At 53.2% G+C, this 20,669-nt stretch carries 22 protein-coding genes; 3 read left to right on the plus strand and 19 right to left on the minus strand.

Translation table 11 applies throughout. The features are described 5' to 3' along the window. Positions 1-13: 13 nt before the first annotated feature. The 6 genes from B2U47_RS11820 to B2U47_RS11845 form a co-directional block, all read right to left on the minus strand. Entirely contained in the window at positions 14-667 is a 654-nt protein-coding gene (locus B2U47_RS11820) for a cytochrome b/b6 domain-containing protein (RefSeq protein ID WP_296681076.1), read from the minus strand. Positions 668-683: 16 nt separating this feature from the next. Further along, on the minus strand, positions 684-1,307 hold the full coding sequence (locus B2U47_RS11825; RefSeq protein WP_296681078.1) for a cytochrome b/b6 domain-containing protein: 624 nt from the start codon (positions 1,305-1,307) through the stop codon (positions 684-686). 12 nt (positions 1,308-1,319) lie between these two features. Beyond that, positions 1,320-1,868 (minus strand): diheme cytochrome c, encoded by a 549-nt coding sequence (locus tag B2U47_RS11830; protein WP_296681081.1) that lies wholly within the window; start codon positions 1,866-1,868, stop codon positions 1,320-1,322. Positions 1,869-1,878: 10 nt separating this feature from the next. Further along, positions 1,879-2,292: a DUF1924 domain-containing protein gene (locus B2U47_RS11835; RefSeq protein WP_296681082.1), complete on the minus strand. Its 414-nt coding sequence runs from the start codon at positions 2,290-2,292 to the stop codon at positions 1,879-1,881. 126 nt (positions 2,293-2,418) lie between these two features. After that, positions 2,419-3,669, minus strand: a complete 1,251-nt coding sequence (locus B2U47_RS11840; RefSeq protein ID WP_296681085.1) for an NAD(P)/FAD-dependent oxidoreductase — start codon at positions 3,667-3,669, stop codon at positions 2,419-2,421. A 57-nt stretch (positions 3,670-3,726) separates the two neighbouring features. After that, complete coding sequence (locus B2U47_RS11845; RefSeq protein WP_296681087.1) at positions 3,727-4,737, minus strand: c-type cytochrome; 1,011 nt, start codon at positions 4,735-4,737, stop codon at positions 3,727-3,729. Positions 4,738-4,860: 123 nt separating this feature from the next. Between B2U47_RS11845 and B2U47_RS11850 the strand changes: the two genes are divergently transcribed. Both B2U47_RS11850 and B2U47_RS11855 read left to right on the plus strand, forming a co-directional pair. After that, positions 4,861-5,364 (plus strand): helix-turn-helix transcriptional regulator, encoded by a 504-nt coding sequence (locus tag B2U47_RS11850; protein ID WP_296681090.1) that lies wholly within the window; start codon positions 4,861-4,863, stop codon positions 5,362-5,364. Between the two features lie 41 nt (positions 5,365-5,405). Beyond that, positions 5,406-6,266 carry a DMT family transporter gene (locus B2U47_RS11855; protein ID WP_296681092.1) on the plus strand — a complete coding sequence of 287 codons (861 nt, stop codon included), beginning with the start codon at positions 5,406-5,408 and terminating at the stop codon, positions 6,264-6,266. Positions 6,267-6,283: 17 nt separating this feature from the next. On the opposite strand, the gene B2U47_RS11860 is transcribed toward B2U47_RS11855, so the two are convergent. Next, positions 6,284-6,538, minus strand: coding sequence for a hypothetical protein (locus B2U47_RS11860; protein ID WP_296681096.1), 255 nt, complete (start codon positions 6,536-6,538; stop codon positions 6,284-6,286). 200 nt (positions 6,539-6,738) lie between these two features. On the opposite strand from B2U47_RS11860, the gene B2U47_RS11865 reads away from it, so the two are divergent. Further along, a complete protein-coding gene (locus tag B2U47_RS11865) occupies positions 6,739-7,578 on the plus strand; it encodes an SDR family NAD(P)-dependent oxidoreductase (RefSeq protein WP_296681100.1) in 840 nt (279 codons plus the stop codon). A gap of 4 nt (positions 7,579-7,582) precedes the next feature. On the opposite strand, the gene B2U47_RS11870 is transcribed toward B2U47_RS11865, so the two are convergent. From B2U47_RS11870 to B2U47_RS11925, 12 genes are read right to left on the minus strand one after another with little or no spacing between them, the layout of a single operon-like run. Beyond that, complete coding sequence (locus B2U47_RS11870; protein WP_296681105.1) at positions 7,583-8,062, minus strand: MarR family winged helix-turn-helix transcriptional regulator; 480 nt, start codon at positions 8,060-8,062, stop codon at positions 7,583-7,585. A 5-nt stretch (positions 8,063-8,067) separates the two neighbouring features. After that, entirely contained in the window at positions 8,068-8,358 is a 291-nt protein-coding gene (locus B2U47_RS11875; RefSeq protein ID WP_296681108.1) for a hypothetical protein, read from the minus strand. After that, positions 8,351-9,841 carry a restriction endonuclease subunit S gene (locus B2U47_RS11880; protein WP_296681111.1) on the minus strand — a complete coding sequence of 497 codons (1,491 nt, stop codon included), beginning with the start codon at positions 9,839-9,841 and terminating at the stop codon, positions 8,351-8,353. The genes B2U47_RS11875 and B2U47_RS11880 overlap by 8 nt, the downstream gene beginning before the upstream one ends. Next, entirely contained in the window at positions 9,838-10,032 is a 195-nt protein-coding gene (locus B2U47_RS11885) for a toxin-antitoxin system TumE family protein (RefSeq protein ID WP_296681115.1), read from the minus strand. The genes B2U47_RS11880 and B2U47_RS11885 overlap by 4 nt, the downstream gene beginning before the upstream one ends. After that, positions 10,019-10,249: an antitoxin TumA gene (tumA, locus tag B2U47_RS11890; RefSeq protein WP_296681117.1), complete on the minus strand. Its 231-nt coding sequence runs from the start codon at positions 10,247-10,249 to the stop codon at positions 10,019-10,021. The genes B2U47_RS11885 and tumA overlap by 14 nt, the downstream gene beginning before the upstream one ends. A gap of 42 nt (positions 10,250-10,291) precedes the next feature. Then, the gene (locus tag B2U47_RS11895) at positions 10,292-11,788 is read right to left on the minus strand and encodes an N-6 DNA methylase (protein ID WP_296681119.1); all 1,497 of its coding nucleotides are present in this window, start codon (positions 11,786-11,788) and stop codon (positions 10,292-10,294) included. Positions 11,789-11,791: 3 nt separating this feature from the next. Next, complete coding sequence (locus B2U47_RS11900; protein WP_296681122.1) at positions 11,792-12,343, minus strand: PIN domain-containing protein; 552 nt, start codon at positions 12,341-12,343, stop codon at positions 11,792-11,794. Next, positions 12,343-13,485 (minus strand): helix-turn-helix domain-containing protein, encoded by a 1,143-nt coding sequence (locus B2U47_RS11905; protein ID WP_296681125.1) that lies wholly within the window; start codon positions 13,483-13,485, stop codon positions 12,343-12,345. Before B2U47_RS11905 ends, B2U47_RS11900 begins: the two co-directional genes overlap by 1 nt. A 54-nt stretch (positions 13,486-13,539) precedes the next feature. Next, positions 13,540-16,959, minus strand: coding sequence for a type I restriction-modification system endonuclease (gene hsdR, locus B2U47_RS11910; protein WP_296681128.1), 3,420 nt, complete (start codon positions 16,957-16,959; stop codon positions 13,540-13,542). Positions 16,960-17,017: 58 nt separating this feature from the next. Further along, positions 17,018-19,360, minus strand: a complete 2,343-nt coding sequence (locus B2U47_RS11915) for a hypothetical protein (RefSeq protein WP_296681131.1) — start codon at positions 19,358-19,360, stop codon at positions 17,018-17,020. After that, entirely contained in the window at positions 19,357-20,370 is a 1,014-nt protein-coding gene (locus B2U47_RS11920) for a hypothetical protein (protein ID WP_296681134.1), read from the minus strand. Before B2U47_RS11920 ends, B2U47_RS11915 begins: the two co-directional genes overlap by 4 nt. Before the next feature lie 37 nt (positions 20,371-20,407). Next, positions 20,408-20,659 carry a hypothetical protein gene (locus B2U47_RS11925; RefSeq protein WP_296681136.1) on the minus strand — a complete coding sequence of 84 codons (252 nt, stop codon included), beginning with the start codon at positions 20,657-20,659 and terminating at the stop codon, positions 20,408-20,410. Between the last annotated feature and the right edge of the window lie 10 nt (positions 20,660-20,669).

Below are 20,669 nucleotides of genomic sequence, written 5' to 3' on the forward strand. Positions count from 1 at the left end.
CTTTCTCCCTAATTCATACCGAATCTTTTTCAGGCAGATTTTTATTGCCGGTCACCATGGCTCGCACCAGGTTTTCACCGTGCAAGCGGCTGCTGACCACCACGCCCAGCACGTGCAGAAACACCAGCAACAAGGTCAGGTTGGTCGCAACTTCATGGGCTTCTTCCCAAAACTCTTCACCAGCCTCTTTTTCGCCTTGTGCCTTGCCCTCATGTTCCTCGTCTTCATCGCGGTCGGCATAAGCAGGAGAAACCAGTGAAGGCACGTCCATCTGTGCCAGTGGCCCGCGCCCTTCTTCCACCGCCAGCAATTTGATGCCGGTAAACCCGGTTGCCAATACGCCCAGCAACAGCAATACTACCATCCAGCCACCTGCCGGGTTATGCCCCAGATAGTGCTTGGGGTGGGTGGTTAGCAGGGAGCGTAAATACTCAATCACCGCTTGCGGTGAATAAATGAAATCACTGAAACGGGCATGTTGGGAGCCAATAAAACCCCACAGGATACGGAACAGGATCAGGCCAAACGCAATATAACCGCTAATTTCATGCACGCTTTCCCATTCTTCCGCACTAAGGTAAGCAACGGCGAATGAGGCCACCAGCGACCAGTGAAAAATGCGTACCAGTGGATCCCAGACCCGCACTGTTTTACTTTGATTTTCCATAAACATTCTCTCCGTCTTAAAAGGTTAAACCGCCCAGATAAACCAGCAGGAACACAGCAACCACTCCCAACATCCCCAGCCCCAAACCTGCATAAGGGCGGGCAATGCCTTGGTCAGCATGGGCAGTCTTGTAACCCGTCACCATTGAACGTGGCAGGTTTTCCTTGTGCAATACACTGCTGACGACCACCCCGGCAATGTGTACCAACACCACCAGCAACATCAGGTTGGCGGCAATTTCATGCAACTCTTCCCACCAATCTTCATCACCCAGCTCCCAATACAGACCCAGACCGCTAACACTGATCAGCAAACCCAGCAACAGTAACAGGAAAATCGCCACCCCACCCGCCGGGTTATGCCCGACATGATGCTGTGGCTGCTGGCTGAACAGGGAACGCACATACGTCACCACTGCTGACGGTGCATACAGAAACGAGCTGAAGCGGGCGTAAGCCGTGCCTGCAAATCCCCAAACCAGCCGGAACAGCAGCAGGCCAAACATCAGGTAGCCCAGCGCCACATGAATGTCGCGGTAACGCTCGGATTCCGCCGTCAGGTAGGCTCCCGCAAACGACACCGCCAATAGCCAGTGGAACACCCGTGTGGGCACATCCCACACCAGCACACGTTGCAACATGACCTGATCTCCTTATTTCGGGATACGGATATTGTCTTCCTCAAAATCACCCTTGTCTGCTGCGGTATGGCAAGCCATGCAGTTGGAAGCACTCTTGATGGCATCCCGCTTCCACACCGCCGGGGAAATTTCATCGTGCTCATGCTTGAACCAGCCGGTTTCAGTGATGCGCAACACGGGCTTGCCCGCCGCAGACTTGCGTTCCGACGCTGCATTCTGCTCCAGGAACGGCAGGATTTCGGCAATGGTAGCGGCATCCAGACTCGCGTCAGTATCGAAATGCTTGTCCAGCGTGCCCATCATTTCCCGCCAGGAAGAAGCGGGCAGCAGGTTAGGCGGGTAGGCAATATGGCAGGAACTACATTCTGCCTGAAAGGTAGCGTTGGTCGCAGTGAAACGCTTACCCTCACCCCGCTCATGCCCCCTGCCCTCGTGTTTCTCACCACGTTCACCGCGCTCATGCCTGTCATCATCGCCAAAGGCTTGCATGGCACCGAAACCGGAGAGCAGTGCGACCACCAGACTGATGGCAACGGCGAATTTTTTGCTGTTGAATAACATGCTCAGTCCCTCACTTGATAGTCAGCAGATAAGTCAGCACATCGCCTTTTTCCAGCGCAGTGCACTCACGATCCAGCACATCACCGCAATTGCGCTTGAACCACTTTTCCACTTTTTTCGGGTCGGTGAAACGCTCGGCATTGGCAGAAGGTGCCAGTGCCTCAATCGGCTTGTCGGTTTTGGCGTGTTTGCCTGCACCAGCAGGATTCTGGGTATGGCAGGAAGCGCAGCTCCAGTCGTTACCGTGGGTATTCTTGAAAAACAGCTCGCCACGGGTAGCGTCAAACGCGCTGAAAGCCGGGTCGGCACTTTTGGCTTGCGTGGTGTAACCATCCAGAATTTCCTGAGGCGTTTCAGCAAAGGCCGGAGCCGCCAACAACAGGGTACAGGCGGATAACGCCAGCCAGTATTTATCTAACAACATGACAATCTCCTATCAGGTTTAGTTTAATCACAGGATCATGCTGCGCCATCAGCCTTAAATGATCCTTAAAGCAGAAAAAAAGCCACTGCGGACAGTGGCTCAGCACTTGCCGAAGAGAAGCAACTTTTAGGCAAACGTGTCGGCAAACAGGTTATTTGCCCAGTCAAACATCCGTTGATAGTTTTGGCGGCTGGGTGCGGAGGCTTCACCACTGGATTCCGGCACAATTTTCATCGTCCGGCTAACCGTATCGTAAGCAAAAGCCGCCGTCAGCCAGGAAGCTGTTGTCGCAGAAATGGGGCTATAACAAGCAGAATTGGTGACAGGTGCAGCAAACGGCGGGTTGCCCCCCAATAAACGCAAAATCGCATCGGCACACACCTTGGCTTCAGCATTGGCAATATGCCCGGCTTTGGGCTGCCCGGTTCCCTGCGAATCACCGATAACGTGGATATTTGCCACCGCCGTTGATTCATAGCTCAACGGGTTGACACCCGCCCAATGCCCACCAACATTTGCCAACCCTGTGGAGTGGATTATTTCACCCGCACTTTGTGGCGGAATTACATTCAGCACATCAGCGGTGTAGTCTCCCAGACTGGTATGGGCAATTTTCCGGGCAGAATCCACCGCAGTCAGCACTGCATTCGGTACGTAATTCACTATCCCGGCATATGTCACGGTGAAGGCATGGTTGAAGGTTTCCCGTTCCGCCACGATGTCAGCATTTGCATCCAGCACCGTCACCGTCGCGCCGGGTTTGTTGCGTTTGAGGTAATCTGCTACCACACATGCCCGCTCATACGGCCCTGGCGGGCAACGATACGGCTTGGCAGGAATAGTCATGACAAACTTGCCATTGTTCGGCATTGCCGCCAATTGTTGTTGCAGCAACGTGGTTTGCACACCCGCCTTCCATGCATGGGGAATCACGTTGCTATCCAGCCCTGTTACCGGCAGGAATTGCACCCCTGGCGCGATAATCAAGCGGTCATAAGCAAGCGTAGTGCCACCACGCAAGCTCACGGTTTGATTATTGCCATCGACACCGTTTACCCAGTCGTTGATGACGCGGATACCGTATTTCTGCGCCAGCACATTGTAATTAAAAGTAATCTGGCTCATGTTCATCTGGTTGTTCAGCACCAGATTACTGAGGATGCATGAATTGTAATTGGCATTCGCCTCGATCAACGTCACATCAACGGCGGTTGACCAATGCCGCAAATATTTCGCAGCCGTAGCCCCAGCAAAACCACCTCCGATCACAATCACATGTGGACGGGTCGTGGCTGCGGTCACAATCGCAGGGAACCCGGTGGCAAGGGTTGCCAAACCAAGGCTTTTCAAAAATTGACGGCGGGTTGTTGGGTTCATGGTAACTGCTCCAGGCAAAAATGAGGTAAACGTAGAAGTGAAATAAAAGATGAAAAATCAATCATCATCGCCATCATGACCACCTCCTGCCACACCGCCGTATTTGTTCGCAAAGTAAGCGGCAATCGCGTCAATTTCACTCTCGGTATAACCTTTGGCCTGATGATGCATAATATCGTTCAGATTGGTGCTGTATTTCATCTCTCGCATCTCGCTGGCAATTTCACCCGCTTCACCAGCCAGACCTTCAATCCGGCTTACTGAACGCCCTTCCGTTCCGTGGCACTGGAAGCATTGGGCAGCCAGCAACCGTCCTCCATCCGGCACAATAACGCTGCTGTTACCGCCACCAATCTGAGTGGAATCACCGTCATAGTGACCGTCATTGTCATCATCCGAATCTTCATCATCACCAGTACCATCATAGTCACTATCAAAATCGTTATCTGCTAGGTCTGGTATTCCATCACCATCATCATCGTCATCATGGCGATTAGGTACACGATCCCCGTCATCATCCTCATAGGTGTCGATAATGCCATCACGGTCAACATCCATAGGATCAGCAAAAGCCGTATCCACCCCCACATCGCTCGCCGATAATGAAATATCAACAGCTAATGCACTGTCTTCCACGCCATCCTGATTAGCATCGGCACGCATGGCAGAACGGTTTGTTTTCAGATCAATATACCCCAGACTGACTGCGCTACCTGTGCTGGTGAAAGCAATACTACCCGCGCCATTTTTCGTCAACCGGATAGGTGTCACCACCCGGTTGGCAAAATCGTTTTCATTGGTCGTCATCACCAGACGGCATTTCACATTACGTGGCAAATTGAGTGTAAAGGGGTGCTGGGCTGTCCCGTTATGTTCAGACTGTGTACTGTAAATTTGCCCATTTGAGCAAAATGCTTCAATCAACGTTCCTGGCACACTCCCGCTGATGCTGTAGGTCATGGCTGTCACCGCATTTTCACCACTACTGGTTGATGCCCCACCACCACCACAAGCCACCAACATGCCACCCAGCATGGATGCAAGGGCAAGCCTTATTTTGATGTTCATGAAAAGACTCCTTCTGTTACTGCTCGAATGATTGGGAAATTATTCCCAAATTTATCCATTGTCAAAGCGGCATTAGTGCTAAAATCCCCGCATTAGACATATGCCCAATAAAGGAACACGCTCATGCACCACAGTAAGGAAACCTTTTTCATCGCATTGCTGGTCATCGTTACCCTGCTCAACGTTTACGATTTCTACAACGACTATCAGGAAAGCGAGCACAGCCGTATTCATCTGCTGGTAGAAGCCCTGATTATTCTGGTATCGGTAGTCGGCATTAGCGTCCTGATGCACGAACTTTGGCAACGGCAACAGGAAACAGAAAACCTGCGCAAACAACTGAGCATCACCCGCGCCGACCTGAATGAAACCAACAGCAAACTGCGTCAGGCCAGCCGCCAGTACAGCGAAGTGATCCAAGAACAATTAGGCAAGTGGGAGCTAACCCCCAGTGAGCAGGAGGTCGCCTTGTTACTGCTGAAGGGGTTGAGTTTTGAGGAAATTGCCGGTGTGCGTGACACCAAGGAAAAAACGGTGCGACAGCAGGCAACTGCCATCTACCGCAAATCCGGTTTGAATGGACGGCATGAATTTGCCGCTTGGTTCTTTGAAGATTTTCTGCAATAAGCACGGTTCAGTTAACTACTTTTTCCTGACGGATTTCCCCCTTGAAAAGCCAGCCTGCTTTGCTCGCCATCATCCTCACCCTTGTTGCCTCGGTCATTCTGGCGGGGATGGACTCGCTGGCAAAATTCCTGATGCAGGATTTTTCCACCCCACAAGTAACCTGGGCACGCTTCCTGTTCCACAGCATCATCGTCTCGGTGCTGTTTTTTCGGCAAGGCTTGCGGAAGGTTGTCACCACCCGTGCACCGAAAACCCAGCTCTTGCGCGGCTTGTGCATGATCGGCATCAATACCTCACTGTACCTGGCGCTCAGAACCATCAGCCTGGCGGAAGCCACAGCCCTGATGTACCTGTCGCCGGTGCTCGTCACCTTGCTGGCGGGCATTTTTCTGGGCGAACGCATCCTGCCGCGCCACATGCTGGCGGTTGCGCTGGGTTTTGCCGGGGTACTGATCATCACCCGCCCCGGTTTCCAGAGTTTTGAACCCACCATGCTGCTGGCATTTCTGGCTTCCTTCCTGCTGGCCTTGTATTTCCTGCTGACCCGCAAGGTGGCAAGCGTGGATGACCCGCGCACGTCGCTGTTTTACACCTCGATTGTCGGTGCAGTAGTGTTGAGCTGCCTGGTTCCGTTCTGGTGGAAAACACCTGATGCACAGCAGTGGCTGCTGCTGATCAGCATGGGCGCATTGGGGGCAAGCGGACACTTCCTGCTGATCAAAGCCTATACCCTACTCCCGGCTTCGGAACTGTCACCCTGGCTGAATGCACAACTGGTTGCCGCCACCCTGTACAGCCTGTTCCTGTTCCACGACCCACTGGGTTGGGCGTTTTTTGCAGGAACTGGCATGATCGTGGGTGCGGGGCTGCTGTTATGGCTGATGCAGCGCCGCGCCCGCTGATACCTCAGTAACAACCACTATTTGCCGGAAGGCTTGGGCGCTGGCGGCTCCTTGCCGGGAGGCCAGGTATACAGGTTGCGCCTTTTTTCCTTGTTACCTTCCGCCGGGGCTGATTCCGGTTTGGCATTGTCTGCCGGGCTGCTGTCTGCTGGTTTGGCTGGTGCTTCCGCAGGTGGGATGTCCGGCCAGGGCAAGGCTTTGTCCTTGGCATCGCTGACCGTTGCCGCCAGCAGTGATACAGCCAGCGCAACAGTATGAATGGGGGTTTTCATGTGCATGTTTGTTACGTTTGTTGTTACCTGGGCGCACACAATACGGTTAGGCAGCAACAATGCAAATTTTTCAGGAAAAGCGGTCGCCCGCAGACGGTTTGTCAGGTGGGCAAGACAGGCTTGACGCTGCCCATTTGGTTAGTTTAGGCTAACTATTATTTTTTAAGCAAACCAAACCAGAACACAAGGAGGTCATGGATATGCCCACACCATCTGCCGTTTGTACACCGGTACTGCCATCGGGACAGTTGCTAAGCCTGCGCAACCGGGCTGCCATCATCACCAGCGCAGATGATGGTTTGGGAATTGCCATTGCCCAGCGGCTGGCGGAAGCAGGGGCAGACCTGTTGCTGTGCGGTACAAACCGGGCACGCCTGCTGCACACCTGCACACAGATACAGGATGCCTGTGGGGTCGAAACCCACATCCTGCTTCAGGAAGCTGCCACACCTGCCGCCGCAGACACCATGATCCACCATGCCATCCGGCACTTTCCGCACGCGGACATTCTGGTCAACAACGCCTGCCTCTTTCCAGCCCACCCCATGCAGGGAGCAGACAACACGGTCTGGCAACAGATCAGCAAAACACATTTGCCCAATATTCACAGCGCATCCCTCGGTCTGGCGCAACATTTGCGTCATCAAGGCAAGACGGGGGTGATCCTCAACATCCTGTCACTGGCCACCGCCAGCACCCTCAAAACTATCCGTGATCATGTAACCATCCAGCATGTGCTCGCCAACACCACCCAGGCGATGGTCGCCGAATTCACCGGCTGGGACATCCGTTGCCTGGCGCTAGCGCCTACCCGCCTGTTGCGGACAGCCGTCGACCTCAGCCCGGAGGTGGGGGCACTGATGGCAGAAAATCCCAGAACCCGGCAAGCCTTTGAGGATTACATCAATGCCATGCTGGCAGACAAAACAGAACAGGATAACGAAACGGCAACGCTTGCCTTGTTTGCCGTCAGCGACATGATCCGGTTTGCATCAGGAAGCATGATTCCGCTGGACGGCAACCAGCCGATGTGGCATTGAATATTTAGCCGGAATTCTGCTCAATGCACAAACTGACCAAAGCGCAGGATGATGGTTCTGCTGCCCACAAGGCGTGACAGGCTTTATCCAGCAACGCCTGCAATTGCTGCAACTCTTCTTTTGCCAGCACCTTTTCCAGCATGTCAGCCGTCTGTTGGTAAGCGGCGAGGTCTTCTTGCTGTACCGCAATGGCCTGGGGGGTTGGCAGCAACAGGCTGGTACGGGCATCAGAGGGGCTGGGCTGGCGCTGGATATAACCCTGTTTTTCCAGCTTGCTGACCATGGCGCTGGCAGAGGCTTTGGTGATTCCCAGCAGATTCGCCAGATCGGTCAGGCGCACACCTTGCGGGTCGGTATTGCTCAAGGCGTACAGGTATTCCATCTCGGTATTGGTCAGGTTGACGTTGCCACTGGCGCTGGCATGACGCCGCCACAGGAGCCACATATACCAGTCAAGCTGTTTGAGAGATTCACCAAGCTGCATCAGTATCAGCCCTCATCCCGGAGAAAAACGGGCAGTGCCAGATGCGCCATCGCATCCGTGGCGGTTCCCCGCAGGTATTCCTCCTCCAGGTTCAGTGCCGGGAAATCGGCGATGATCTCGGCAGCGGCAATGCTGAGCAGCTCCACTTCGGCATCGGTGGCGGTTTCATCAAAGATACTGCGCAGGTGAATGGTTCCGGCGCGGTATTCTGCGGAAAAAGCACGCAAGGAAGCCGGGATATTGCCTTGTAGCGCCCGCAGGGCACTGGGGAGGAGGTCAGTTTCAGGGTTATGCATGGGCTTTGCTCCCCGGTTTGGGTGATGCGCGTTCTGTCTGAATCCGCTGCAACAACACGCTGGCGGGTTCATCATCCGGGTCTTGCGGGACGAGTTCGCCACGGAAGGCTTTCGCCAGAATCGCCTGCGTCAATTTATCCAGCCGGGCTTTGGCGGCCTGATACTGCCGCTCGACCGTATCCGCCATCGCAAACAGCGACTCCACCCGCCGCACGATCTCCGCCTGTTCTTCCATCTCAGGCAAGTTGATCAATAACTCCCGAAATTTCTTTAGATTCACTTTTTGCTGAGCAACTCCAGCCGTAATATTTTGAATCTGGGTTTGAAATGGCTTTGATTGCAGATAGAGATAAACAAAATCCCTATTGGCTTTCTCTGGATCAACATCCAACTTAATGCAGTCAGATGTAATAATTCCTTCCGGGCGATTTTCAGGATATATAGCAACATCTCCAGGTGGATCACCCATTTTTGTAATCAGTAAACTTCCCGGCTTTACCCTGTGTGCTACAAGCTCGGCAAATTTATCATCATCAACAAATTTTGTACCTTCTCTTCCGAAGTTATTAGCCCTGATCTCTCGCACAAAAACCAAAGGATGCCCTTCATCACGATAATCAACTACCTTCAAGTTACTTCCGAAAGGTCCAATTCCTAATGAGTATTTTTCATTTTTTGCAATTAAATTGACGGTAATTTGATCAATCTTCCAAATCAGTGAGTTCTCTTCCCGCCACTCACGGGTCAACTCCCCCGAAGTCGCCGCAACCAGCACCGCCTGCCGGAAGCGTTTCAGCAGTGTAGGGATGTTTTCCAGACGGGTCTGGGCAGTTTCGACCTTGACAAGCAGGCTGTCGAGTTTATTGGCAATGCGGATTTGTTCGGGGAGAGGGGGAATCAATACATCAAGACTTTTAAGATCACCTAAAGAAATATTTTTCATTGCCCCACCACGGGCATTACTCATTGCTATCTGATCTGCTTTTTCTTTGAGCTGTAAGCGTAGAAAATTTTCTTGAAAATAATCTGTCACCCCACGAATTATGGCAACAGCTTGATTTGTATTTGCTGGCAAATGCTCTTTTTTGACAAGGGCAGTTTTCCCAATAGTTCCTGCGATGCTGAATAAGATGTCATTTTCTTTGAATTGAGATCGTGCTAGAAAGTCATGAGCATCATTACCTATATATTGACTTATTGAGTCTAAATTTATTCCATTGTCATTTATATTTTCAACTTTAACAAAAGGCACTCCCTCTTCTTTATATCTGAAGCCTGCTGTAGTTGGAGTTGTTCCTTTGGTAATTGCTTTTGCAATAAAACCAAGTTTAATAGTTTCCCAGCCGGGGGGGAGTGCTGCGCATGAAGAAACCCCTCCTGACCTCCCCTTGTCAGGGGAGGGAGCAGAGGCGGAGTCGGGGGCTTTGCTCCCTTCCCTGATAAGAGGAGGGTTGGGGAGGGGGTTCTTCAAGTCGTTATTCATAAACCGGCAGCTTCGTGCAAGGCATCAATCAGCCGAGGTTTTTCGTGGCTGATAACAATCTGCCCAGTGTGTTTGTGATGGGGAAAGGTATCCAGATCAGGGAAGTGTGGTGTATCGTCGTAGCGGAACAACAACCGGTTTGCATCATCCTGACAGTGATAGCGGTAGCCCAATAAATTATGCAGCCGCACGCATGACCCTTTCTACCTGCTGGTGTAAGGCGAGGTAGTGCTGGTAATCATTAGCCCACTCGACAAAAGCGATGTCATCGGGCATCTGACCTTTGCGGTAAAGGTCGACAAATGTTTCTGAATCCATGCCCTGCTGGCTTTCATACAACCCCAGCCGTTTGCTGACCGCAATCAAGGCATCTAAAGGGGATGAGTAGTAGACTCGCTGTTTGCGCATATCGAACTCCTGCTGTTAAGCACACACCAAAATCTTACCACGCTACATTGCTGCTTGCTCAATGATGGATTCTTCCGCCGCCCCCAGCTCCACCAGAATCGCCTGCAACTCGCTCATCGCGCCCGCCATTTCTTCCAGCGCGGCGGCAATCAGCACATCCGGCTCCGGCAGGTTGGCGCTGTCTTCGCTGCTGTCATCCCGAATCCACGATAAATCCAGCGAGTCATCCTTGGCGGCAATATCAGCGCGGGAGTAGCAGCGCAAGCGGCAGGTATCCGGGTTGCCGTGTTGGTCGATGAAGGCTTGGCGGGCAGTTTCATCCACGCGGGTCAGGTCATCGCCAACCGCCGCACAGAACTCCGCCAAATGGCTGGCACTGAACACGGTGCGCTTGCCAAACTGCGGCATGTTGGCTCGTAAGTCATACACCCACACGTGCTGCGTATTGCCCTTGTCCTGGCGCACATCCAGCGGCTTGCTAAAAAACAATACATTGGTTTTCACCCCCGCAGCGTAAAAAATCCCGGTCGGCAGCCGCAAAATCGTATGCAGGTTGCACTTTTCCATCAAATCCTTGCGGATGGTGCGCCCGATGCCGCTTTCAAACAGCACATTATCCGGCAGCACCACCGCCGCCCGCCCACCCGGTTTCAGCATCCGCAAATACATCAGGTGCAAAAACGCCAGTTGCTTGTTGGAGGTGTAATGCACCAGATCATCGCGGGTCGGCACGCCGCCGCCCTGTTTCGTCCCAAACGGCGGATTCGCCAGAATCAAAGTAGCCAGCGGCAACGCCTTGCCCTCGTTGGAAAGCGTATCGCCGAACATGATCCCGGTGTTGTCATCATCCACCGCCAGATCGTGCAGCATCAGGTTCATCATCGCCAGACGGCGCGTATCCGGCACCAATTCCATGCCGAAAAAGGTATCGTGCTGGTACTGGTCATACGCCGCTGCATCCAGCGACTCCACGTCATTGTGCTGCTTGATGTAATGGTGCGCACTGATCAGGAAGCCGCCCGTGCCCGCCGTCGGGTCAACGATTACGTCATCCAGCGTCGGTTTCATCAGCCCGACCATCGCATTGATCAACACCCGTGGGGTGAAATACTGCCCCGCGCCGGATTTTTTCTCGGTCGCGTTGATTTCCAGCAAGCCCTCGTACATATCGCCCAGCCCCTCGGCTTTGGCACTGTACCAGTCCATCTTGTCGATTTCCGTCACCAGCTTATTGAGCGTGGCAGGCTTGCGGATCACGGTGCTGGCATTGTTGAAAATCGAGCGGGTAATCAGCGAGCCGTGCGAACCCAGATGAATTAACAGCTTCTTGTATTCCTCCAAGCGGGAAGCGGCGTTGTAGCCTTCCAGATCAGCCCAGCGGAAACCTGCCGGAATGTGCTCCTCCTGCCCGGTTTCCTGCACCATTTTCAGGAATACCAGATAGGTGAGTTCGTTGATGTACTCGTGATAGGTCACGCCGTCATCACGCAGCAGGTTGCATAAGTTCCAGAGTTTAGCTACGAGGTCTTGGGTGCTCATGAATTATTGTCCGGGAAACAGGCGTTTAAAATCCCTGTGAAAGTTGGCAGGAAGGTCGGAAATGTAACGCCAGTAATCACAAAGGCCATTAATGGTTGCCATATCCGTATGACCACAATCCAGCATGATTTTCAGCAGCTCCAAAGTGGGCATTACCTTTGCGTCAAAGGTTTCTGCCAGTGCTATCATGTCCTGATCGTCGGTAACAACGGGTATACCAAGTTCAATGGCATAGGCGATATACAGTGCATCCACTTTTGATGGGCCGGGCAGTTCCGTTTGCACATGATCCCACAGGTATTCAAAAGTCGTGTCGATGGCTTTTTTTTGTTTTTTGCCGAGGGAGGGGAAATGCTGACGGTTTTCTGCAAACTCTTCTTCCGTCACCCAATGAAACTTGCTGCGCAACTTGTAGCTGGCTAGCTCCTGATTGAGTTCCGGCAGAATGTACAGGCAATACTCATTATCCCCAAAAGGCATAAATAACAAAGGACGAATGGTTTTTGCCAACCTGAGATAAGCATTGGTATCAACGAGAATTTTGCTTTGCGGCATCAGGTCAACTCTGCGTGGATACTCCGCGCGTCCAGTAATGGCATATCCAGTACAGTTTGTACGAATCCAGGGCTTTTATTGTATTGGCTAAGGTATTTTCTTAGCAGTTCAAACAATGGGGTTTCAAATATGGCTTCTGTCTTGGCGATATAGTCCCGTGCGATTGGCTTTTTGTTTTCATCCAGCGCAGAATCACCAAACAGGGTTTCACTGAGGTTTTTATATTTCTTGTTAAAATTAGTAACCGCACCATGAAAAGTATTGCCCAGACTGATTTCAGGTTTACCTAGCGCATTCGCGTACTTGTTGACCTGAGCAATTACCGTATAGGGCGAAATGACCAATTGATCTGCCAGCGCAATAATGTGGCTAATCTTTGCTGGCGATGTGCGCTGAACACTGATTTTTTCATAAGCACTTTCCGCTAACTCATGCGGATATAACAAGCTGGCGGCAAAAGCATCCGCAAAATCTTCTGCCTCATCACCCTCCAAATTGGGTGATAGGCAGTGACCGAGTTCATGCGCCATCCAGAATTTAAAATCGTGGATATTGGTGTCCAGATTCAGGTATACCCAAGTGCTTTGGGAATCCGGCAGGAAAATATGCACTGCATTTTCATGGCGCTGCTTACTGCCCCAAAGTACCGGAATAACAACTGCCTGAAGCTCACCAAAACGACGGATAAGGTGCTTGAAATCAACATTATCTGTTGCCCCAAGGTTAATGTCTTCCCGAACCTTGGTTGTTACCTTGCGCAGGTATTCATAATCACAACTGGGTGACTTGAGTACGGGCGGCATCTGCAACGTATCAAACGGCAAATAGGGAACCAACTGACGCAAAAAACGCCCCATTTCCTGGGCTTTTTCTACGTGGTGATCTTTGGTTTTAGTGCCTTTCATCTTGCGGAAAGCAATTTTGGGTGTGAAAGGGTCTTCCTTGATAACCAGTTCAGCAAAACCCAGATTCAGCAGCTTACCGAGTTGTAGCAGCTTATTCGGACGGGGAAAAGACTTGTCGCTTAGCCATTGCGAGACGGCTTCTCTGGATACATCCAGCTTCTCGGCAATTGCGGTTTGGGTCAGTCCCGCCTTCTCGATTGCCTCACGAGCCTTTTCGGCATTCAGTCTTTTTTGCATACGCAGAGTATAGGTCAACGTCAAGTTTTGTCAAGTTTATAGGGGCAGCAAGCCCTATCCCCACAACGCCCGGTTGAACTGCTGCAAGACTTCACCGACCGGCTGTTCAAACAGCTTGTTGGCACGCTGGATGCCACCCTGATTTTTGAACACGCCCTGATTCAAGGCGGCTTCATCGACAATGATGTTGGCTTTCATCTGCTTGGCAATCAGTTCTAGCCACTGCTTTTGCGGTGTTTTCCATGCCTGTTGGCTGAGCATGTTTGCCAGTGCCTGATCGACGCGCTGTTCCCACGGAATCAGGGCTTCGCCCAAGGCGGCTTGGCGGATAAAGCCAATGATGCGGGCTGCGATTTGCTCACTGGTGACTTCGTGCCAGGCGGTTTGCAAATCCTGTTCGCGGAAATGGTTGCGCTCCAGCTCCACCGCCAGCGCTTTCAGGCTTTGGCGGGTCAGTTCCCACGGGCGTTGCACCACCGTTTGTAGGGCGACCATGCGGTTACTGTTGGCATTGATGAAAGCGTTGAAGGCTTGCAAGTAATCGTCCGGTTTTTGCCCTGCACCATAGCCGGTGGAAATGTCGACCACTGCGTCGGCATGACCGGAAATCACCACAGGTTGACCATTGCCGCCCGCACCTTTGGCCTTACGATCCAACAATTCGCCCAAGCCCGGATGTTGGGTAAACCACGCGGCGTCCTCCAGCGGCAGGGTTTTCAAGGTCTTGGCAAACTCGGCAGGCGACTGACCAACAATGGCCTCAAACTGGCTGGCTTGTTCATCGCTGAGGTAGTTTTTCTTTACCTGCAATTTGGCAATGAACTGCTTACGCGCCAAATCCTGCAACTGCGGCTCGGTATCGTGCTGCATTTCCTGTTGTAGCTGGTTGAAGCTGATGTCCACATTGGTCACGACCGGCTTCATGGTGTTGACGCTTTCGAGCTGTTTGTAGATGTCTACCGCATCGTAAATACGGAAAGGGCCTTTACCGATTGCAGGGCATAGCCGCGTTGCCCGCCCCAGCATTTGTTCAAACAAGATACGGCTGTTGACCCGGCGCAAAAATACCAGATTGCTGATGCTCGGCACGTCTACACCCGTGGTCAGCAGGTCAACCGTCACCGCGATATTGGGCAGGCGGTCGTTCTTGTAGGAGCGGAGTTTATCCAGCGGCTTGTCACTCGCGCCGGTAATTTTCTGGATGGCATCATCCTCGATTTCGCCGTGATAAGCCGCGCAAGCCGCCTTGAGGGCTTCCACCACCTCATCGGCGTGCTTGTCGGTGACACAGAACACCAGCGTTTTGGCTGGGGAATACGGATTGATGGCGTCACTTTCAATCAGCCACTGGCAAATCGCTTTGGTGTTTTCCGGCGCGATTACCCGGCGGTTGAATTCGGCTACGTCAAAGTTCAGTTCATCCGGCGTATTCCAGCTTTCCAGCGTATTGGTTTCCGGGCGGTAGACCTGCACTTCTTCATTCACGGCATAATGGATACCCTGTTCCGCCAGTTTGGTATGGATGCGGATCGGCGGCAGGTGGTCGTTGAGATAGCCATCCAGCACCGCTTCCGGGTAGGAGTAACTGAACACGGGTTTGCCAAAAATATCGCTGGTATGCAGCGCGGGTGTCGCCGTCAGACCGATCATGAAAGCATCGAAATAGTCGATCACGCTGCGGTATTTGGACTGGTAATCCTGCTGGTTGCGGAACAGGATTTCGGTTTCGCCCAATTCCCGATCCAGCAGATAGCCGCGATGGCATTCATCCACAATGATGCAGTCGTATTGCCCGACACCGGGTTTGCTTTCGTTATCGCCTGGATAGAGGATGCGTTGCACCAACCCTTGCACGGTTGCCACATGCACTTTGGTGTCATCGGCAGGCATGGGTTTCGGCGGTTTGTCCTTATCCATCCCCAAGACCGCGAAGGTGTCGGCGAAAGTGTTCAGATTTTCCAGCCGGATTTCACAAAAATCGGCGGTGGTTTGTACGCCCAATGCCGAACGGTCAACCAGAAACAGGATGCGCCGGAAGCGTTCCGCCTTAAGCAAACGGTACACCAGCGCAATCGCGGTTTTGGTTTTGCCCGTGCCGGTTGCCATTGCCACCAACGCCCGGTCTTTGCCGTCACGGATGGCGCTTTCCACGGTGCGGATGGCGGCAATCTGGTAATCACGCAGCCGCAGATCATAGTCAAAGCTCATACGCGCCAGCGTGTCTTCGGCCTGTTGCGGGGTTTGCCGCAGGTAGGTCTTGATTTCGTGCGGGGAATACCAGCCCTTGAGGGCGCGGCGACGGTTGGCAGCATCACGTACATCCAGAAACCAGATGCCGCTTTCCTGCTCCAGTTGTTTCAGGTACGGGCGACCGTTGGTAGCGAACGTCAGCGGAACCCGGAACTCATCCCACTGTGCGTCAAGCGTGAACGCACCTTTTTCCTGCAAACCTCTGGCGTAACGTTTGGCCTGATCAATGGAACTGTAAACGTGCTTGGCGTGTTTTTTGGCTTCCACTACCGCAACAGGCGTTAGCCCCATGAACAGCACATAATCTGCCCTGCCATCTTTACCGTCAAAGTGGCAAGGCCATTCGGCAATGGCGCGGTTTTCATGCGCTACCGGACGCGCACCTTTGGCGTAACACAGGTTATCGGTATCTGCCAGCCACCCCGCTTCATTGAGCTGCGCGTCAATCAGTACGCGGGTTTCGGCTTCGCTCAATTCCAGCAGGGATTTTTCGATGCGCTGGATTTCTACCGCTTGTTGTTGCTGATCCTGTTGGGTAAAGGCTTGTTGTAAACTGGCATTGGCTACTGCCATTTGAGCCTGGTATTCGGCAAGTTTGGCTTCATTTTCAGTCGCCAGTGCTTCCCAGATTTGGCTTTCCGCTGCCATTTTCTCGGCGCGTTGGCGTTCGGCTGCGGCTTTATCAGCTTCTGCCTGTTTGAGCTGTTCGGCGACCACCAGCCGTTCCGCCGCGCTTTGTTGCTGGTGTTGCAACTCGCTAACCATCTGTTCCAAACGGCGCACGTCTGCGGAAGGGTCTTGGGGTTTGAGGAATGGGGCAGGTTTGAAACCCTTGGCTTGGTCGCCGCCGAAGGTGCGGTGATACCAGACACTGAGCGCGTGGGCGACTTGCAGGGCTTTGAGCGCGTCGCGGTGATTGCTGGAGGTGATGTTGTGGTTGGCTTCGTTACCCAGTTTGCGCAGGGTATGGAAGGCATCCTTGATACCCTGATCTAATCGCAGGGTGAAATCCAGCTCACGCAGCAAATCGACCTGTTTGATTTCCTGCCCAAATGCCACGCCGACACGCGCAGCGATGGACTGCGCCAGCGCTTCACCAAGCTGGCGCATCTTGATCAAGGTGGTATTGGGGTCGGCAATAAAACAGCTTTCGGCCGTCTCCGCCAAACGCACCAATAACGCATCGTGATGTTTCAGGAAGTGGAAATTGCTGTCACTGTTCATTGACAGTCAATATAACACCCACCCTGCTCAATGAGAATATTTTATCCCGCGCATCATCTTAACGACCGAAATAGTAACGGTAATCCGCACACTGATTGATCACATCCTTGTAATACTGGGTATCTTCATAAGCACGAATCTGCCGGAAATAGGTTCCATAACCGTTTTTCTTGGCAAATTTCACGGCTTTGGCATAGGGCTTGCCACGCACGTGCGGCCAGTGGTCGTTCAAATCCACACCCTTTGCCTGCTGTTGCATGTAGAACTCGTCCTGCTCGATTTTAGCCAGTGCATACAGGGTCTTGGCTTTCAGCTCACGGTCGGTCGCGTGTTGTAGGGCAAGCTGGTAATGTTCGCGTGCCTTGCTGAGGTCGGTTTCGCCTTTTTTCCAGGAAATGGGGGAACGTTCTGTCCTGATCAGCATGGGCGAATTGCCGAACCAGCTCATGTTGTAATAGGCCGTACCCAGCAGGAACTGGGTTTGCGCATCAGCGGGGTTCGCACTGACCTTGCTGGTCAGGTCTTGTAGGGTGTCAATCACTTCCAGCAGGGTCATGGCTTTGGCTTTGCCCCGGTTGTTGCCACTACGCCCGCTGTCAAACGGGTTGTAGGTGGTTTTGAACAGCTTGCCACTGGCTTCTGTGGCAGCGGCTTTGGCCTTGTCCAGCACCCCGCTAGCCAGGTACTTGCGGGCAATCAGTTCGCTGGGGTCGGCATTGACCACAAACTTGTTGGTTTCATAGTCAATTTCGCCAAATGCCTTGCTGAAATCCGCCACCATCCGTTGTTCCAGCCGGTTGGGGGAAGGCTTGGCTTGCAGGGCTTGCAGCTCGCGGATTTCGTCGACCTTGATCGCATCCAGCGCAATATCGCCACGCCGTTTGGCAAGATAGGCTTTGCCGGGTTGCAGGGCTTTGGCATAAAGCGGCTCCAGTTTGGCGTAGGTATAGGTCATGATGTCCTGGGTGCGGCGCTTGTAGGGGCTGGTGTATACGTCGTCTTCGCCTTCCTTGTTGACCGGTTTTTCCAGCGCTTCCACCGCTGTCAGGTTGTCAGCAATGACGGCTTCGCCTGCTGCATCCAGCGTGCCCAGCGTTTCCAGATACACCAGATGTTGCAGTGGCTTGGCATAAGCCAGACGCGGGTCGTTCGGGTAGGCAGACACAAAGTTTTGCACATCCGCCACACTGACCGGCTGGGCTGACAGCACTTTCAGGTAGATCGCCGCATAATCCGTCAGGAACAGATCCTTGCGCTTTTTGTCCTGCCTGACCTGTTCGACCAGTTGGCTGAGTTGCCCCAGATACTGGCTACGGCGCTCGCGCAGTTTCTGTCTGGCTTCTTCCGTTTTGGCTTCCTCGAAAGCGTTCAGGTCGCTGATCAGGACATCCCGGTTGATGCCTCGTGCGGCTTGCAGCCACGGATCAGCCTCATTGCCGGGTGAACGGTCGGCAAACTGGGCAAATTCCAGTTCCCGGAACAGCATGGTGTCAAACCAGTCCGAATCGGGCGCCAGCGCATACACCGACTTGAGTTCTGCCAGTGAGTTGGCATCAACTCGCAAGGCACGCACAAAATGCATCAGGGCTTTTTCATCCTCGTTTTTGCACAGTGCCATCAGCGCATCCCATTCCGCATCGGTCTTGATGCTGAAATTGACCTGCGCCTGAAGTTTCTTGGTGTCGGTTTTAGCCAGCAAGGTAGCGAACTGGTAAGCCGCTTCGGCACGCTTGCCCTCCCGCTGCAATGCCCCGGCGTACAGCAAGCCTGTCCAGATGGCGACTTCCTTGTCCGGCTGCTGAATGTCAGCAGCAAGGCGGCTGTATTCGCTGATGGCTTGCGCGTATTGCCCGGTGTAATGCAGCAGGCGGATCAGCAAATACGCATAACGCTGCCGCAGGAACGGGTCAGTTGCGCTGGCAAGCTGCTGGTTGATTTCGCTGCTGACTGCCTTGCCCAGGGTTGCGTTTTCCGCCTTTTGTTGCTGCTGCTCTTCCTTGCTCAGCCAGCGCGGATCACCCTGGTTGGCAAGCGGTTCCTGCTTTGCCACGATCCCCAGATAAGTTTTGACCGCTGGTGGCTGGCTTGCCAGTTTGTCTTCCGCCCGTTCATACACAATCGCCCTGGCATCTTCGGCAGACACTTTCAGGTACTGGCTCCAGGCTTGCAGGTTGTAGGTTTCTGTCACCTGACCTTCATCGTATTCATCACTGTTGTAGGAGCCAGGGAAGTAACTGCGGCGACGCTCGAAATGCTGTTTCACCAGCTCGCCATACAGGATGTCGAGGCTTCTGGAATGGTAGAAATATTCCGGCTCACTCCAGCCGCAGGAAAAAACCGCAGCAGAAAACAGGGCACTGGCGAGTGCTGCGATCCAGAACAGCTTTTTGAGGTATTTCATGGCGACTTGCTCCTCTGTGAAAAACGGGCGGCGATGGCGGCAAGCTCCTGCGGATCAAAACGTACCGCATCATTGAGCGCATAAAAAATGACTTCATCCGGTTGCATGACGGCGGTCAGGGCTTGTGCTGCCTGCTGCAAGAGCGGAAGGTCAACCGTATCCACCCGCAACTCGTCGTCCGGGTAGAGGTAATAGTCCTGCCAATAATGCCCTTGTGTCACCCGATAATGGTTGTCTTTCAGACGTTCGGTTTTATCGGCATTCACCTCGGCACTATTGACCAGTTGCACCAGCCTGCCCTGACGGATAACCCGTGTTTGCCGGTACAGTGGCAAGGCCAGATCCAGCGGCAAGGGGTATTCGGCAAAGTTTTGCAGGTAACGCTGACCCACCGCATTATCAAGAATATAGTTCAGCGTATCAGGATCACGAATATCACTCATGTTGTAATACATCAGCACCGCCCGTTCCGCCGGGGGCACGCCGGTACGCTGGGCATATTTGACCTGATGCAGGCGCAGGGTCACGCTGAGATGCGGGTAATCAGCCCGCAACCGTTCCAGAAAGGCGAAATAATCATCACGAGTCTGTTCCGTCCAGTCACAATCCACCTGCAAATGCTGGTATTGCGTCGGGGGAATATGGGTAAGGATTTGCTGGTAAACCGTCTCCATTTCTGCGTATTTCAAGGCATCGTTATCCAGAAACACCACGGGAATCACCGGCACGGAAGGCGGGCTACGCACAGCCGTCGGGTTGACCGACAGGCTTTGTTCCCGATAGCCAATATCCAGCAACTTGAGGTAAAGCCGGGTGGGTGCGTAAATGTGCAAGCGTGCCGGGTCATCCGTATAGCTGTTGGCCCAGTGGTAATAGCTGACATTGGCAGGAATCCCCACCGGGTTGCTGTTCTTGCCCGCCCCCCAGTACGCCACACCCAACCCGCCCGCCAGCAAGATAGCAATGGCAAGGTAACGCCAGACCCGTGATGTTGTTATTGCTTTAAACATGCGTCCATCCGTTTACTGCTTGCAAGTGTTATCCGTATTACAGGAACGGGTTGGCGACCTGCGCGGGGCTATCCACCGTAATGACAGCAGGTAATGTGCCGCTGGCTTGTTCCGCCTGCAATACTGCGACGATTCCGTCCAGCATCTCCTTCAGCTTCAGCGCCAGTTCCAGCCCGGCAACATCGTGGGTCAGATCAAGGCTGCCGTGCAGGGAAACACGATCCAGCCGGTTTTCGATGTTCAGCCCGTTGAGGATACGGGTTTCAGCTTCGTTCCTGAAAAAATCCATCGGTGGTTAC

Source organism: Thiothrix sp. UBA5583 (assembly GCA_002425225.1).
Taxonomy (GTDB): Bacteria; Pseudomonadota; Gammaproteobacteria; order Thiotrichales; family Thiotrichaceae; genus Thiothrix; species Thiothrix moscowensis.